18 protein-coding genes are annotated in these 16511 nt (G+C 54.8%); 15 read left to right on the top strand and 3 right to left on the bottom strand.

Features of this window, described 5'->3' with window-relative positions; all coding sequences use genetic code 11:
* Window positions 1–81 precede the first annotated feature (81 nt).
* Entirely contained in the window at window positions 82–852 is a 771-nt protein-coding gene (locus BM114_RS00950) for a hypothetical protein (RefSeq protein ID WP_092109260.1), read from the top strand.
* Window positions 853–887: 35 nt separating this feature from the next.
* Here the strand turns inward: BM114_RS00950 and BM114_RS00945 are convergent, their stop codons facing one another.
* Window positions 888–1694, bottom strand: a complete 807-nt coding sequence (locus BM114_RS00945) for a carboxylesterase family protein (protein ID WP_092109257.1) — start codon at window positions 1692–1694, stop codon at window positions 888–890.
* A gap of 261 nt (window positions 1695–1955) precedes the next feature.
* On the opposite strand from BM114_RS00945, the gene BM114_RS00940 reads away from it, so the two are divergent.
* From BM114_RS00940 to BM114_RS00875, 14 genes are all read left to right on the top strand, one after another.
* Window positions 1956–2555, top strand: a complete 600-nt coding sequence (locus BM114_RS00940; RefSeq protein WP_092109254.1) for a DUF4840 domain-containing protein — start codon at window positions 1956–1958, stop codon at window positions 2553–2555.
* A gap of 190 nt (window positions 2556–2745) precedes the next feature.
* The gene (locus BM114_RS00935; protein WP_092109251.1) at window positions 2746–3312 is read left to right on the top strand and encodes an RNA polymerase sigma factor; all 567 of its coding nucleotides are present in this window, start codon (window positions 2746–2748) and stop codon (window positions 3310–3312) included.
* Window positions 3313–3323: 11 nt separating this feature from the next.
* The gene (locus BM114_RS00930; RefSeq protein ID WP_177207010.1) at window positions 3324–4655 is read left to right on the top strand and encodes a porin family protein; all 1332 of its coding nucleotides are present in this window, start codon (window positions 3324–3326) and stop codon (window positions 4653–4655) included.
* A 136-nt stretch (window positions 4656–4791) separates the two neighbouring features.
* Window positions 4792–5442, top strand: coding sequence for a hypothetical protein (locus tag BM114_RS00925; RefSeq protein WP_092109245.1), 651 nt, complete (start codon window positions 4792–4794; stop codon window positions 5440–5442).
* Window positions 5443–6948 (top strand): RNA polymerase factor sigma-54, encoded by a 1506-nt coding sequence (gene rpoN, locus BM114_RS00920; protein ID WP_092109242.1) that lies wholly within the window; start codon window positions 5443–5445, stop codon window positions 6946–6948.
* The gene (locus BM114_RS00915; protein ID WP_092109239.1) at window positions 6945–7556 is read left to right on the top strand and encodes a phosphatase PAP2 family protein; all 612 of its coding nucleotides are present in this window, start codon (window positions 6945–6947) and stop codon (window positions 7554–7556) included. The genes rpoN and BM114_RS00915 overlap by 4 nt, the downstream gene beginning before the upstream one ends.
* Window positions 7557–7566: 10 nt before the next feature.
* Entirely contained in the window at window positions 7567–8076 is a 510-nt protein-coding gene (purE, locus tag BM114_RS00910; RefSeq protein ID WP_092109235.1) for a 5-(carboxyamino)imidazole ribonucleotide mutase, read from the top strand.
* Between the two features lie 36 nt (window positions 8077–8112).
* Window positions 8113–9972 (top strand): 4-hydroxy-3-methylbut-2-en-1-yl diphosphate synthase, encoded by a 1860-nt coding sequence (locus BM114_RS00905; protein WP_092109723.1) that lies wholly within the window; start codon window positions 8113–8115, stop codon window positions 9970–9972.
* Window positions 9969–10946 carry an aldo/keto reductase gene (locus BM114_RS00900; RefSeq protein ID WP_092109231.1) on the top strand — a complete coding sequence of 326 codons (978 nt, stop codon included), beginning with the start codon at window positions 9969–9971 and terminating at the stop codon, window positions 10944–10946. The genes BM114_RS00905 and BM114_RS00900 overlap by 4 nt, the downstream gene beginning before the upstream one ends.
* Before the next feature lie 282 nt (window positions 10947–11228).
* Window positions 11229–11726 (top strand): DUF4252 domain-containing protein, encoded by a 498-nt coding sequence (locus BM114_RS00895; protein ID WP_092109228.1) that lies wholly within the window; start codon window positions 11229–11231, stop codon window positions 11724–11726.
* A gap of 13 nt (window positions 11727–11739) precedes the next feature.
* Window positions 11740–12228 (top strand): DUF4252 domain-containing protein, encoded by a 489-nt coding sequence (locus BM114_RS00890; protein WP_092109225.1) that lies wholly within the window; start codon window positions 11740–11742, stop codon window positions 12226–12228.
* Between the two features lie 13 nt (window positions 12229–12241).
* Window positions 12242–12736, top strand: a complete 495-nt coding sequence (locus BM114_RS00885; RefSeq protein WP_092109223.1) for an RNA polymerase sigma factor — start codon at window positions 12242–12244, stop codon at window positions 12734–12736.
* Between the two features lie 12 nt (window positions 12737–12748).
* On the top strand, window positions 12749–13207 hold the full coding sequence (locus tag BM114_RS00880) for a hypothetical protein (RefSeq protein WP_092109220.1): 459 nt from the start codon (window positions 12749–12751) through the stop codon (window positions 13205–13207).
* 4 nt (window positions 13208–13211) lie between these two features.
* A complete protein-coding gene (locus tag BM114_RS00875; protein ID WP_092109217.1) occupies window positions 13212–13658 on the top strand; it encodes a DUF4252 domain-containing protein in 447 nt (148 codons plus the stop codon).
* 47 nt (window positions 13659–13705) lie between these two features.
* On the opposite strand, the gene BM114_RS00870 is transcribed toward BM114_RS00875, so the two are convergent.
* Both BM114_RS00870 and BM114_RS00865 read right to left on the bottom strand, forming a co-directional pair.
* Window positions 13706–14515, bottom strand: a complete 810-nt coding sequence (locus tag BM114_RS00870) for a DUF3108 domain-containing protein (protein ID WP_092109214.1) — start codon at window positions 14513–14515, stop codon at window positions 13706–13708.
* Between the two features lie 2 nt (window positions 14516–14517).
* Complete coding sequence (locus BM114_RS00865; RefSeq protein ID WP_092109721.1) at window positions 14518–16488, bottom strand: Ig-like domain-containing protein; 1971 nt, start codon at window positions 16486–16488, stop codon at window positions 14518–14520.
* Window positions 16489–16511: the final 23 nt, after the last annotated feature.

The following is a 16511-nucleotide window of genomic DNA, read 5'->3' as shown; positions in this document are numbered from 1 at the left end:
AAGTTTTTTGAGAATTACTTACATGAGGAGGAAAATAGAATTACCTTTGCCGTGAAAACAAGAAGTAATCCAATCAAGGAAATGAAACAACTCTTTTCATGCAGCCTATTGTGCCTTCTGGCAACATCCCTGTATGCCCAGAACCGAGAAATCCCTGTACGCCAATGGTCTGTTCAGGCGAGTTTTGGCGGCACAACGCTCTCCGACGACTCTCCCGACGGACAAGATTTCTATCTCAACGAAGACCAGGGCAACACTTTCCATCTCACGGCCGACTACTTCCTGACCCGCCGACTGGCACTCACGGGTGGAATCTACTGGGAGCAAGACGGCATGATGACCGACGCCGCGGACGGAATCGGAATGAAGAAAGTCAACATGGCAGGCCTGCTGGGCGGTGCAAAATTCTATTTCTTCCCTACCAAATGGATAGTTCAGCCCCATGTAGGAGCCTCGCTCATGACCAACTTCCTGAACCTTGGAAACAGGAAAGGCTCAGGAACCTACATAGCAAAACAGGCCTATCCCGGAGCTTATTTCCAAATGGACTACGATGTGCAGTGCCCCGCGCTGACGGCCGCTCCTAAGCTTGGGGTCGACATTCGCCTGTTCAGCACCGTCTCGCTATGCCTTGACGGCGACCTGCGGATTGGCTTGTGGGGACATAACCGCTACACCGTGCGCTACATAGACGGACCCAAAGCCGGACAAGTGAGCCATCATGTGAACGACAACATCCGCACGGCTTTCAATATCGGACTGAAGGTAGACTTCCCCGTCAAGAGGGTTTCGGAGCATACGCGCAATAATCTCATCCTCTTCCTCTACTCTCTGTTTGCATCCGGAAACTGACATCGGGAACGGCAGGAAAGCCGTTCCGGTGGATATCAGTCCTTCTCATACATATCCATTTTCCTCAAATCCTGATAGGTCGTCTGTATATCCTTCCTGTCGATGTCGAAAGAACGGTCTACGGCGCGTGGCTTGTCGTCCAGCGAATGCGAGAAAAGCCAGTCATAGGTCTTCTGAAGATAAAACACGCGGGCAAGGTATCCATGCGACCCTCCCTGCACCCAGTCGTAGCGCAGGAGCTTGTCGTTGCCCTTGTCCTGCAGAGCCTTGACCACCCGCTTGCTCTGTTCCACGGATACGGCACGGTCGGCGGTGCCGTGCATAATCCAGAGCGGCAGCCGGCCCAGCCCCTGCATCTCCTTCAGGCTACATCCCCCGCAGAGAGCCATGGCAGCAGCTATCTTCTCGGGATAGGTGCCCGCGAAGTCGAGCGTGCCGTATCCGCCAAGGCTCATGCCCAGCACATAGACGCGCGATCGGTCCACCTCGTAGTGCTCCTCCATCCATTCCAGAAGGTCGTTGAGTTTCTTGGGGCTCCATGCCCCTCCCGGATTCTGCGGCGCCATGACGAAAGTGGGGATGATTCGACCTTTCTCTATGGCGTCGAGCGTGCCGTAGCGACGCACCCGGTCAAGGTTGTTGCCGCAAAGGCTTGCCCCGTGAAGAAAGATGACGAGCGGCAACGGATGGCGGTCGGCCTCATATTCGTCGGGAGTGAAGAGCAGGAAATTATAGCCTCCGGAGACGACCCCTCGCTTCTCCTCGATCTTTCCCTTGGTCTGTGCGGCCACGGGAAGTGCGAGCCACAGCGACAGCATCATATAAAATAGGTATTGCTTCATACTTCTGATGATTTTTAATATTCGGTAGATTTGCTGCCGACCTGCGCCTTCCCTTTGCCGGAAGAGCCATGTCCATGCCGCAGGTCGTAATACATGCAAAGATAAAAGAAAGGTGGCGAAACGCCAAAATTATTCCCTTTCCAGGATAAAAATCAACTTTTTTTATAATATTTTTCCATTCTATGCAAGATTTTCGCCATCTTTGCATTTAATAAATAAAATAACGATAAACATTAATTCATCAACTTAAAAACAAGAAATATGAAAAAATTAAAAATCTTTTCAGTAATGCTATGCTGCATGGCAGCCCTGTCTTTCACCTCTTGCAATACCGACGACGACGGATACACACTCACCAAGGAGGATATTGCCGCCTGCCTCAATGCCGTGCAGGGCAACTATACCGGCAAGCTGATCTACCCCAGCCAGAACCCCAAAGTTCCCTCCGACACGACCGATTCCCTCGACATCCAGTGGAGTGCCACTGCCGACACCACGATTGTCGTGAACCAGTTTCCTGTAAGCCTGGTGGCCAAGTTCGTAGAAGACAAGGACCTCAAGGCCGCCCTTGAGACCATAAATAACAAAGAACTCAAGAGCAGCATCTATTTCACCAATGTCTCGCCGGTGGTTTTCCTCGCCAATGCCACTCCCCTCGTGATACCCGTCAGGTATGGCGAAGCAGACCATCAGGTGCAGATTTCCTTCTATGTCAACAACACCTATTCCTATGGAGTCTATAATTCCTCTAACAAGAAGTCCGAGATACAACTTCTGCTGGGAGGCATCTTCGTAGACAAGGGGCAGACCAATTACCTGAAAACACCTACGCCCATCCTCTTCAGCGGAAGCAAACAATAAAGTAACTTTTTTCTGATAATAGCCGCACCGGCACCCAAGCGATTGACTGCAAGTGCAAAACCCAAGATAGAAAGCCTGCCCTGACAAGGTGTTAACGAACGGAATATCGCGACAGCTTAGGACAAGGTTTTCTATCTTTGCAGTCAGAAAACAGAACAGAAGCCTACAAGTTACCGCCCGCAGAGACAGGATGAGCATAGCACGAAATAATATCGAGCCACAAATCATACAGCTATTCAACCGGGGAGACCCCTCGGCCATGGACAGGTTGTATGGCTGCTATGCCGACTATCTGACGGGCGTATGCGCACGGTATGTTACCGCTGACGACGATCTGAAAGATGTGCTCCAGGAGAGTTTCATCAAGATATTCATGGGCATGGGCAGCTTCAGCTATCGCGGCGAAGGCTCGCTGAAGGCCTGGATGTCGAGAATCGTGGTCAACGAGTCGCTCCTCTTCCTCCGCAAGAAACGCCTCCGGGCTCCCGAGAAACTCCTGGCCGACCCGCCCGACATACCCGAGGAAGACCCCGACACCGACGGCATGGACAGCACCGACCTCGCCCGGCTCATCCGCCGGCTGCCGGAGGGCTACCGGGAGGTGTTCAACCTCTTCGCCATCGAAGGCCTCAGCCATAAGGAGATAGCCCGCAAGCTCGGCATCAAGCCCGACTCCTCAGCCTCACAATTCCACCGGGCGAAATGCTTGCTCGCACGAATGATCAAAGAACAACGAACCTCAGCACACACGATATGAAACAAGACTGGATGAAACAAACGCGCGACCGGATGGGCGACTACCAGCGCAAGGCGCCTGAAGGTCTGCTCGACGACATCAAGCGAGAGATGCATCGTCGGGGCATCAGTCCTGTACCTGTCAGGCGGCGCAGGGCTCTTGTCGTGCCGGCGTGGGCCTTGCGTGCGGCCGGCGCGGCCGCCCTGCTTGCCGTGGCACTGCTCGTAGGGACTGAGCTCTTCAATGCCCCCGACACTTCCCGCGTCGCCCGGGAACAAGGAGCCCCACACGCTTCCGGACAGGAATTGGCAGGCAGGGAGCATGGAGGTAACCTTTCGAATGACAAAATCGGCGAATTTGTCAGACAAAATCGGCGAATTTGTCAGGCAAAATCGGCGAATTTGTCAGGCAAAAAGCCGTCTTCCGTATTCAGCCGGATAGCCTCGATACTTCACCAGGGCAACGAAGACTCTCATTCTCCATTGCTTGCCGAGGCCGGAAAGGCCGCGGCTGAGGCTGGAAACCGCAAGGCCGCACGCCCGGAGGTAGCCCCCGATGGACTTCTGAAGAATCCTGCCGCCGATCAAAATCCGCAGGAGAAGGCTAACTCGCAGCCACAGTCTCGCCGCCCGGGGCAAGGCCCGCAGCAGACTGGTCGCAAGGCTTTGTCCCTCCGACAGGCGGCCTATCGTGGTACCGGCAGCCGTAATTCAGGAGTGCGGCTGGGAGTCTATTATTCAGGGATGACCGCAGGATCCAGTCCGTCGGGCATTCCTTCAGCAGAAGGTGTTATGTATGACGCCGCCCCCCGCGGCATGTCGCTGCTGGCCAATAGCTATCACGAGGAGAAGAGCCACCATCACCTGCCCGTGAAGATGGGCTTCCAGATTCGCTATGACATCAACCCGCGGTGGAGCATACAGACGGGCGTATCCTACACTTACCTGTCTTCCGACTTCCATAGCTATATGCCTCCGAAGGAAGAATCCATGCACCGCCGGCTGCACTTCGTGGGAATCCCCGTAAACGCGAGCTACAGCGTCTACCGCACCCGGCGGCTCAATGTGTATCTCACGGCCGGCGGCGAGGCACAGAAAATGGTGAGCGGAAACACAGAGACGGAAACTTCCATGCAGGGAAACGCAGCCGCAAAGACCACCGAAAAAGTGCACATGAGCCAGCTGCAGCTGTCGGGCAACGCCGCGGCAGGCGTGGAATACAACCTGACCAACCGCCTCAGCCTCTACGCGGAGCCGGGCGCGAGCTATTACTTCAGAAACGGAAGCCAGCTGGAAACCTATTACACCGACAAGCCGCTGAAGTTCAACCTCAATGTGGGACTGCGCCTCAACATCAGCAAGTGAGGCCTCCCGCTTGCCTGCCTACAGAAATCGGACCCCAGGTTAATTTGCAAAGAATAAACCCGATTTCACATTTTTATCACCTTATTTATTTTGCCATAACGCCAAAAAATGCTATTTTTGCAAAAAGAATCGTGTTATGGCAAAACCCAAAAACTGGTCGGACGAGTACTGGCTCTTGCTCATGCAACTCTATCTGAAGAAGCCCGTGGGCGTGAAGGCACTCTACTCACGCCCTATGATCGACCTCGCGCTCGAGCTCCACATACAGCCGGAGTTCCTTTACGAGCAAATGTTCCGCCTGCGCAGGCTCGATACGCCACGCATCGAGAAGCTGTGGAACGCCTATGCAAAGAGTCCCAAGAAACTTTCCCGAGGCGTAAAACTCCTCCGCCAGATGCACGGCTTCGGGCTGGCATCCGACTTCTACGACGGCGTGGAGATACAGGAGTCGTGGGAAAAAGACTTCAAGCCCGTCGAGGAAGACCCCGATATCACCCCTGCCAAGCTCATCCTGATCCTCGACCAGTATTTCCGCCTCACGCCCATCACCATGGTGCCCGAGACTCCCGAAATCGAAGAACTCGCCAAACTCATCAAGGTGCCGGGACGGAAGATATGCGATATCATGGAAATCTATCAGATTTACGACCCTTATCTGAACCGTGCCGACATGATGATAAGCCCGCTGCTCACTCCCTGCAAGGAGATATGGCAGCGCTATGGCAACGATAACCCCGAGAAGCTGTCGGCCTTCGCCGCCCAGCTCAAGGAATATTTCAAGAAATAAATGCCGCAGAGACTCATACAGGAACAGACCCAGAAGCTTGCCCAGCAACAACGCCTGACACAGCAGCAGATGCTCTTCGTGAAGATGGTGGAGATGCCCCTTAACGAACTTGAGGAGAGCGTGCTCACCGAACTGGACGACAATCCGGCCCTTGAGGCCGGCGACAAGGATGCACTCGACGACAACCTTGCCCCGGACGGGGAGTCGGCAAACGAACCGGAAGAGGACTTCATGGAGAAAACCGAACGCGAAGAGCGCGAGGAAGCCTTGGATTCTGCCCTCGAAGGACTGGGCGGCGACGACGAACTTCCTCCCGTTTCGAGTGCACGGCAGATGCAGGACAATGCCGACTATGAGGAAATCGTCTATGGAGACACCACCTCTTTCTACGACAAACTCAAGGAACAGATGGGCATGGAGAACCTTACGGAAACGCAGCGGGATGTCATGGAGTACCTCATAGGCTCCCTCGACGACGACGGCATACTGCGAAAGTCGCTCGACGCCATCAGCGACGAGCTGGCCATCTACCACAACATCGATGTGCCGGAACAGGAAGTCGAACGGCTGCTGAAGATTCTCCAGGGCTTCGACCCTGCCGGCATCGGCGCCCGGTCGCTGCAGGAATGCCTGCTCCTGCAAATCGACCGGAAACCGGAAAGCCGCCAGAAGGAGCTCATGCAAGAAGTCATCGACAAGCACTACGATGCGTTTCTCAAGAAGCATTGGGACAAGATACAGAGTGAGATGAACCTCACCGACCTCCAGAAAGACACCCTCCGCAACGAGATTCTCAAACTGAATCCGAAGCCGGGAGCGTCGCTCGGCGAGACCGAAGGGCGTAACCTGCAGCAGATAACCCCCGATTTCATCGTCGAGACGGATGAAGACGAGGGACTGATCAGCTTCTCCCTCAACCACGGAAATATCCCCGAGCTCACCATCTCGCCGTCGTTCACCGAAATGGTGGACACTTATCGCAACAACAGGCAGGGCATGAACCGGCAGGAAAAGGAAGCCCTCCTCTATGCCAAGGAGAAAGTGGACAAGGCCCAGGGCTTCATCGATGCCGTCAAGCAGCGGCGGCATACGCTCTACCTGACCATGAAGGCCATCATAGAATACCAGCGCGCCTTCTTCCTCGACGGGGATGAAGCCGACCTCAAGCCCATGATCCTGAAAGACATTGCCGACAAGACCGGCCTCGATATATCCACCGTTTCGCGCGTGGCGAACGCCAAATACGCACAGACCAAGTGGGGCACCTTCCCCCTCAAGTTCTTCTTCAGCGACGGCTATGTGGCCGCCGACGGCGAGGAGGCTTCCACCCGCAAGCTCCGTCTCACGCTGAAGGAAATCGTGGAGAAGGAAGACAAGAGCCATCCCTTGAGCGACGATGCCCTCGCGGAGATGATGAAAGACAAGGGATTCCCCATCGCCCGCCGCACGATAGCCAAATACCGGCAGCAGCTGGGAATACCCGTAGCCCGGTTAAGAAGAGTATGAAAGAGAAGAATATCATATTGACGGCAAGGGTGCTGAGCATGGTCTTCACGCCCTTCTACCTCCCTCTGGTGGGACTCATGGCGCTGTTCGCCTTCAGTTATATGAGTCTCCTGCCATGGCAATACAAGCTCATGGTGCTGGGACTGGTGTATATATTCACCATCCTGCTCCCCTCCGTCTTCATCCACCTTTACCGCCGCTATCAGGGATGGGACCTGATAGAGCTGGGAACAAGGGAGCGCCGCATGGTTCCCTATGTCATTTCCATCCTCTGTTACTTTGGTTGTTACTATCTGATGACCATGCTCCACATCCCGAGTTTCATGGCCCGGATACTCTTGGCGGCACTGTTGATACAAATCGTATGTGCCGTTATCAATGTGTGGTGGAAGATTTCCACCCACTCGGCGGCCATCGGAGGAGTGGCAGGAGCCATCGTAGCGTTCTCATTCCTTTTCTCCTTCAACCCCAGCTGGTGGCTCTGTGTGATACTCGTCGTCGCCGGAATGGTGGGTTCCAGCCGCATCATCCTCCGCCAACACAGCCTTGCACAGGTTCTCACGGGCTTCCTCGTAGGCCTCTTCCTGGCATTTTTCGCAATTATTTAAACCATCAAATATGAAACCGTTAGTTAGCATTATCATGGGCAGCACCAGCGATCTGCCCGTCATGGAGAAAGCTTGTAAGTGGCTCAACGACAACCAGATACCCTTTGAGGTCAACGCCCTGTCGGCCCATCGCACGCCGCAGGCCGTGGAGGCATTTGCCAAAGGAGCCAGAGAACGCGGTATCAAGGTCATCATCGCGGCGGCAGGAATGGCCGCGGCATTGCCCGGCGTCATCGCCGCAAGCACTTCCCTACCCGTCATCGGCGTGCCCATCAAGGGCATGCTCGACGGTCTCGACGCCATGCTCAGCATCATCCAGATGCCTCCGGGCATACCCGTTGCTACCGTGGGAGTCAACGCAGCCCAGAACGCAGCCATTCTTGCGGCGGAGATAATAGCCCTTGCGGATGACGAAGTAGCCAGGAAAGTAGATGCCTGGAAGGCCGGATTGGGGGTAAAAATAGAAAAAGCCAACGCGGATCTGGCCGCCATCCACGACTACGAATACAAGTGTAACTAAAGCGCCCTCTCCTTGGGAGAGGATAAAGGAGAAGCCATGATAGATTTGTTCAATTACCAACGCCGCAAGTCGTCGATAGTTCATATCGGAGCACTCGACATGGGCGGGGAGAATCCCGTCCGCGTCCAGTCGATGACAACGACGAATACCAATGACACGCAAGCCAGCATCGACCAGGCCGAGTGCATCATCCGCGCCGGCGGGGAGCTGGTCAGGCTCACCACGCAAGGCCGCCGCGAGGCCGAGAACATGAAGAACATCTGCGAGGGTCTCCGCCAGGACGGCTTCAATACGCCGCTTGTGGCCGATGTTCACTTCAATCCCAATGTGGCAGACATTGCCGCGCAGTATATCGAAAAGGTGCGCATCAACCCCGGGAACTATGTAGACCCGGCGCGGAAGTTCATCAAGATAGACTACACCGACGAGGAATATGCCGCCGAACTGCGGAAGATAGAGGAGCGGTTTGTGCCCTTCCTCAACATCTGCAAGGCTCATCACACCGCCATTCGCATCGGCGTGAACCACGGTTCGCTGTCAGACAGGATACGAAACCGCTACGGCGACACTCCCGAGGGCATCGTGGAGAGCTGCATGGAGTTCCTGCGCATCTGCGAGAAAGAGAACTTCCACGATGTGGTCATCAGCATCAAGTCGTCGAATACCGTGGTGATGGTACGCTCGGTGCGCCTTCTCGTCGAGCAGATGGAGAAGGAAAACATGTGCTATCCGCTGCATCTCGGCGTTACGGAGGCCGGCGAAGGCGAGGACGGACGCATCAAGAGTGCCGTGGGAATAGGAGCTCTGCTGGCCGACGGCATCGGCGACACGGTGCGCGTATCGCTGTCAGAGGAACCCGAGGAGGAGATTCCCGTGGCCCGCCATCTCGTCAATCACTTCAACCGCAGGGCGCATCATGTGATGATTCCGGGAACGGCAAGTGGGGCTTTCAACTGGACCTGTCCCACGAGGAGGCCGACAAAGGTCGTCGGAGACATCGGCGGCGACCATGTTCCCGTCGTCGTCTCGTCTGTCCGGAAGCCGTCGGACGAAGCGTTTGCGACAGCCTCCAAGGCCGACTATCTCTATCTGGGAGCGGAGCTTCCTACCCGTTTCGATGACGGCAGACAGTACATTCTCGACTTCAATGTCTATGCCGAACACCGGCAGGAGCTGGCGGGAAAGGCCGTCTATCCCGTCTTCCCGGTAAGCGCCATGCCGTTCGTGAGCATGGTCAAGGCCGAGCGCAAGTTCCTCGTCCTGCGCTTCGGGGCTCCTGCAGAGGAGTATATCGCATGCCTGAAAGCGCATCCCGAGGTCGTAGTAGTCTGCATGAGCAACCACCCCAACCGCACGGGAGAGCAGCGGGCACTCGTCCACGAGATGATGAACGCCGGCCTGCAGAACCCCGTCATCTTCTCGGAAATGTATCAGATTGACGAGAAAAGCGACTTCCAGCTTGACGCCGCGGCCGACTTGGGGGCGTTGCTGATCGACGGACTGGCCGACGGCGTGTGGCTGATGAACGAAGGAAAGCTATGCCCCGAGACTATCGAGGAGACCGCCTTCGGAATCCTTCAGGCCGCCCGGCTGCGCACTTCCAAGACCGAATACATCTCCTGCCCGGGATGCGGACGCACGCTCTATGACCTCCGCGAGACCATCGCGAAGATCAAGGCTGCCACAAGCGACATGAAAGGACTCAAGATCGGCATCATGGGATGCATCGTGAACGGTCCCGGGGAGATGGCCGACGCCGATTACGGATATGTCGGCGCAGGCCCCGGAAAGGTGTCGCTCTATCGCAAGCAGGTATGCGTGGAGCACAACATTCCCGAGGAAGAGGCCGTGGAACACCTGTTGGCATTAATCCAAAAAGATAAAGAAAGCCTATGAACCTGAAAGAAAAATATGTGGCTTCAGCCCATCGCTATGACGATGAGGAGGCCCTGTATCAGCGGTGCGGGAAGTCGGGAGTAATGCTCCCGAAGATTTCCCTGGGATTCTGGCATAACTTCGGGGGCAACGATCCGTATGAGCGGAGCCGTGCCATCACCCACTATGCCTTCGACCACGGCATCACCCACTTCGACTTGGCGAACAATTACGGTCCTCCTTACGGTACTGCCGAGGAAACGATGGGGCGCCTCATGGACGACGACTTCAGGCCTTACCGCGACGAACTGTTCATCTCCAGCAAGGCGGGATACGACATGTGGCCCGGCCCTTACGGCAACTGGGGCTCACGGAAGTATCTCATGGCGAGTCTCGACCAGAGCTTGCGTCGCATGCACCTTGACTATGTAGACCTCTTCTACAGCCATCGCTTCGACCCCGAGACCCCTCTTGAGGAAACGCTTCAGGCTCTTGTCGACATCGTGAAGCAGGGTAAGGCACTCTATATCGGCATCAGCCGCTGGCCGCTCGAGGCCTTGAAGTTTGCCGACCAATATCTCAGGGAGCGCGATGTGCCCCTCCTGATCTATCAGGACTGCCTCAACCTCATCAACCGCAAGCCGCAGGAGGAGGGGCAGCTCGACTATTGCACAGAGCACGGCATCGGCTTCATCAGCTTCTCGCCGCTGGCGCAGGGGCTGCTTACTGACCGCTATCTGAACGGCATTCCTGCCGACTCGCGCATGGCACGACGGGAAAACCTCACGGCAGAGGCGCTCACTCCCGAGCTGCTCGCCCACCTCAAGGACCTGAACGCAAAGGCCGGAGCGCGCGGGGAGACGCTTGCCGAGATGGCCCTGGCCTGGATTCTGAGCCAGCGGGGAGTTACGAGCGTGCTCGTGGGAGCCAGTTCCGTGGCCCAGCTTGAGGGCGACATGAAGTGCATACATGCGCCCCGGGTAGAGGGATTGTAGGCTTCCGGCAGTTTTATGGTTCACCCGGCGGTGGACTGCCCATCGCTGCCCGCTTGTTCGCCAGCCGTTAAAAGGCTAACAAATTCGGCGAGATTGTCGGACAAAATCGGCGATTTTGTGCTTTGATTTCGCCGATTTTGTCAAGCTCCCAGCGACCTTTTATTCTGCGGCTTGCAACCCGCTTTTCCACAGAAAGGAAAAAAAGTTGTAACAGAATGTCGCCGACTTGCGTCTGAACTATTGTAAGCGCTTCGAAACATAACCCATCAAAACCCAACGATTATGAAGAAACTATTCCTTACAATGTGCCTGGTCATAGCGGCCCAAACGGCATTCGCACAGACCGCAGGCAGCCTGATAGACCAGTTCAAGAACGAACCCAAGGCAGAATTCGTACATATCCCACGCCTGATGATGGCTTTGGGCAAGGCTGTCATCAAGAGCAATATCGACGACGAGGACGACCTGGAAGGTTATAACCTCATTAAAAATATCAGCAGCATCCATGTTCTCGACCTCGAGGAATGCTCTCCGCAGGTGCGCAAACGGTTTGCCGAAGCCGCGGGGAAGCTGCAGACAAAGGGCTACGAAGAGCTTATGCGGGCGAATGGCGACGGCGAGACCACACGCATCCTGCTGAAGAAGAAAGGCAAGATAATACGCGAGCTCCTTATCCTGAATGGCGGTAAGGATGGCGGCGAAGCCGTGCAGATAAAGGGAAACATCAGTATGGATGACATCGACAGGCTCGTGAAAGACAACAACATCTATAACAAATAAAAGCGAGACGACAATGAAAAAAATAATTTTAGCGATGTTTGCCATCGCCACATGCCTCACCGCGCAGGCACAACAGTCAGATTCCATCTTCAATGAGTTCAAGACTGCCAAGGACGCAGAATATGTGCTCGTAGACCAGAACATGCTCAATGCCAGCAAGGAAAAAGGCCTGAATGTCATGGACGGCAAGATTCAGCTGGGCGGGGAAATACCCAAAAACATCTCCTCCATCCAGGTACTCAGCCTCGGAAAATGTAGCAAGAAAGTACGGGAAGCCGTCTTCGATCGTGTCAACAGCCTGAAAGACAAAGGCTACGAGGAGCTTGTCTCGGTTATGGAGGGAGACTCCAAGGTCTTGATTCTGAGCCGTGCGGAGGGTGATAACATCGTAGAGATGCTTATCTACGGGTTTGACAAGGAGGACAACGACTGCGCCCTGGTACAGTTCCGCGGCTCCATCAAGAAGAAGGAACTGGAGAAGATGATGCAGGGAGGCCACTAATATAATAAGGTATATGGACGCCTCTGAATTCAAGCAGCGGTTCCTGCCCCTTCAGCGACCCATGTACTGGACGGCATGGAGACTCTCTGGCAACGCCCAGGAGGCGGAAGACATGGTGCAGGAGGCCTTCCTGAAACTGTGGACCCGCCGCTCGGAACTCCCCAGGATGGAGTCGGCAGAAGCCTATTGCATCACCCTCGTAAGGCGGCTCTACTACGACAAATATCGTGCCCGGCATCTCAAGACGGTGAGCATCACGGCAGAGGAGCTTCCCATAGCTTCGCAGGAAGACATCGTGAGGCGCATAGATGCCTCCCGGCTGTCGGACAAGGTGAAGGAGAGAATCCGTCAACTGCCCGAGAGCCAGCGCCTCGTCATCACGCTGCGGGATGTGGAAGACCGACCGTTTGACGAGATAGCACAGCTCACAAACCTCTCGGAAACAAACATCAGGGTCATCCTGAGCAGAGCCCGTAAGAGCATCCGGGCACAATTTGGAAAATCATAAAACAAGAAGGAAATGGACATTCAAACACTCATAGACCGGTTCTACGACGGCAAGGCGACCGAGGAAGAGGAACTCCGGCTGATGGATTTCTTCGCGGGGAACGATGTTCCCGCGAAGCTGCAGGAAGAGAAAGACTTCTTCAGGCAGTATTTCCGCCTTGACGAAGCCATGCCCGACGACCTCGAACTGGAATCGCGAATCGACGAATGGAACACCGTGGAGAAGAGCTTTGGCCGGAAGGCAATGAGCAAGTCGCTGCGCTGGGCCGTAGGCATTGCCGCCTCACTACTGCTCATCCTATCCCTCGGGGTATTCCTGAATCAGCAGGAAGATGCCAGTTCCTTTGCCCTCCAGGAGGACACTTACACCAATCCGGAGGATGCCTACAAGGAAACGCGCAAGGTGCTCATGCTCTTCTCAGAGAACCTGAACAAGGGATTGAACGCATTAAACCATAAAGAAAAGAAATAAAACGATGAAACGACTGATATTATCAATGATGATCCTCGCCATCTGCGGTGCGCTCCGTGCGCAGGACGAGCTGTTTAAGAAGTATGAAAACACCAAGGGCGTGGAGATCGTCTACATCTCGAAGAGCCTGCTCTCGTTGATGGGAACAGCCGACATAGGCGACCTGAAGGTCAACAAGGCAATCAAGAAGATAGACCGGATACAGGTGTTGACCTGTGAGCGACCCTCTCTCATACAGGGCATACGCGACTATGCGCTGGGCGTTTTCAAGAAAGACAAGTACGAACAGATGATGCGCACCACCGACGATGACGAAGTTACCTACATCTATCAGAAGCAACGAGGCAAGCACAACGAGTTCGTAATCCTCACTACCGAGAAAGACGAGCTTACCATTGTGAACCTTCTCGGCACCCTGACACTAAAGGAAATCAAGGAAATCGCCGAATAAAAGCCAGCCTCCCGCTACCCCTTCACACGAAAGGATAGCGGGAGAACTCATCTTACCTGCGCCGTAATAGGATTCCGGATGCCCTTCATCCCAACGAGAAAGGCCTTTGCCGATCCGAATTTCAGGAACATATCCAGGCGCACGGGAATGTGGTTCTTGTCGTCGCTCACATAAAAGTCCACGATGCGCTTATACTTGTTGCCTTCCTTCTCCATGTAGGCCAGCTTCAGGCAACGATACTTTTTTCCATTATCCGCCTTGATTTTCTCCTTACCCAAGTAGCGAAGCTTGGCGGGATTCACGCTGTTTCCGTCGGCAATAGGTATGTCGATATCGTGTCCGTTCTTCCATCCCTCTGGGTTGAAGGAGCGAGCCCGTAGGAAGATGTTCAGCATATCGTAGACACAATAGGTATAGCTGTGTTTCTCCCAGGTGTGTATTCCGTCATTGTTTATCCGGTGCTGGCTGATGTTGCTCTTGCCTCCCGAATAGCTGTAGAACACCTCATCCACCGTATATCGTTTGCCCTCGCGAGCCCCCTTGCGGAAGTAGAGCGGCTCCATGTCGAGCGAAGAGTAGCACAGCAGCGTGTCGCGAAGCACGAACAAGTTGTCTACCTTGTTGTTACCTCTTGTGGTCAGGCTTGCCCGATAGGCCTGCCTGCCCTTATAATTGCTCTGCACGGTGTACATGGAGGCCGTTCCGGCTTTCACCCAAACAAACTGCCAGTTGTAATAAAGGTTGTAGGAAAGGAACTCTCCCGACCTGAATGCGTCGTTGTGGAACGAGCATTGAGCTGCGGCACTCACGCCGATGACGAGCATGGCCGATGCCATAAAGTATTTCAATTGTTTCATAATCATTGTGGATTATAGGGTATTCCTAACTGTCTTGCACGCTCCGCATTGCGGCGGGTAACCGTCTTTTTCCGGTCGGCCTTCTGCTTCACGATCTTTGAGGGCTTCTGTTCGTTAAGAGGTTTAGCTGTTGGATTCCAAGTCTTCGATACATCCCACTTGGCCTTGCATTCTATCTCCTCGGGGAAATAATACACCGGCTCTGGCTGTAAATCCCGCTCATAGTCGCCCGTATCCCACTTTCCATTCCCATTCTCGTCGACGAACATGCGAAGATAATAGGTCTGCGGGTTCACATAGAAGAACTCGGCCGTGCCGCTCGTAGTCCTCACCTCCTTTACCGGAGCGTCCTGTCCATTGAGCAGTTGGCATACGACCGGCTTGCCGGACATACCTTGGAGGGTAACGAAGAGCGAACTGTAATCGTCGAGGGAGCGCACCTTGAAGCCCTGTTTGAGCTTGCCGGACTCTTTTCCGTATATGTCCCGGAAAGCCGCGGAGTCTATTTCGAGGCTGTATTCCACGCCCGGACGCCACTCGGCGGCAATCTCGTAGGTGCGGGGAACCTTCTCCACCTTCCTCACTTCATAGTCTGCCTGATACCAGAGGGAGTCTATCTTCGAATAGAGATGTATCATCGCGGTATCCGCACGGTCGAGAGGAGTCGTGAACGAAAGGCGCACATTCTGGTCGGGATCCATCTGCGAGGTTACGCTCAGCTTAGGGATCAAGGCCTCTCGGGGCATCACGCTGTCGTAAGGCTCCCCCTTTTCTTTCTGTTTTTCCTGCTTCTTCTGCCAGTCCTTCAGCTTCTTGGCCAAAGCCTTCTGTCGTTTTTCGTAAGGCTGTTTGGAAAGAATCTCAAGGGTATCTGTCTGTGGCTGCAACTTTCCCAGTGAGTCCGTCATCTCATATCTAACCTCCATGCGAAGCGTATCCTGATTCACCAGCGCGGTATCCCGCAGCCAATAGGTGATGGTATCCTTCTTCTCAGAGGGCTCAACGAGGAATGCGCCGTCAGCATTGAAGTTCAGTCCGCGCAGCTCGGGAAGCCTGTCGCTGCCATAACTGAAATACAGCGTGAAGCGGTCAGCTTCCTTGCGCTCGTTCTTCACGAGGTAGCGATCGGTGAGCGTAGCGGTGAACGCCCGCAGCACAATGTCGTCCGGGAGGAAGTGGGTGTAAGGTATGCGGGCGATGGAATCAATGTGCAGCGAGTCTCGCCACAGGGTATCCTGCCGTATATCAGGCCTCGACGAGGGCACGATAATGTCGTGATTATAGGCTATCTTCTCGCTTTTCTGAGAGTAGAAGAAGTTGCCGTCGGCATCCTGAAGGGCATATACCCGGTATTTTCCCGGTGCCACGCCCTTGATGACAAAGCGTCCGCGGGAGTCGGTCTTCGACACTCGGAGCAGGGCTTCTTTCTTGAAGACGGAATCGGAGAGGTTGGCATAGAGCCCCACATGGATTCCCTTAACGGGTTCCAGGTTCTCGCCCTCGAGCACATAGCCTGACACCTCCATGGTATCGATGACCTCTCCGGTGGAGAAAGTGTAGGTATAGTTGCCCAGCGGGTTGCCCTCGTTGTTGTCGGTGATGGCATCCGAGAAGTCGATGGTATAGGTGGTGTTCGGCTTCAGCGAGTCCTGCAGTTCCACCACGATGCGTTTTCCCTGGCTCTTTATTTCCGGTTCCTCGAGCTGGGGCGGCGAAACCACTACATTCTCGGTAGCATTTTCAATCTTGATATACTCGCTGAAGTTGATGTATATCTTCTTGTCCTTCACCTGAACGGCACGCTCGGCGGGCGAGGCACTCACCACCTGCGGCGGCGTCTCGTCGTACCAGCCCCCGTCGGGCTGGCCCATGCGGGCACAGGAGGTGACAAAGAGGCCGAGAAACAGCAGTCCCGTCAGGAGTTTCCATGAGCGCATCCGAAGGATTGCATATGTCGTCTTGTTTCTTTTCATGAGCGTCATGTCCGTGTAAAAAG

Source organism: Prevotella sp. KH2C16, from assembly GCF_900113305.1.
GTDB lineage: Bacteria > Bacteroidota > Bacteroidia > Bacteroidales > Bacteroidaceae > Prevotella.
Note: the sequence above shows the minus strand (reverse complement) of the source record. Positions and strands in the feature narration are given on the sequence as shown.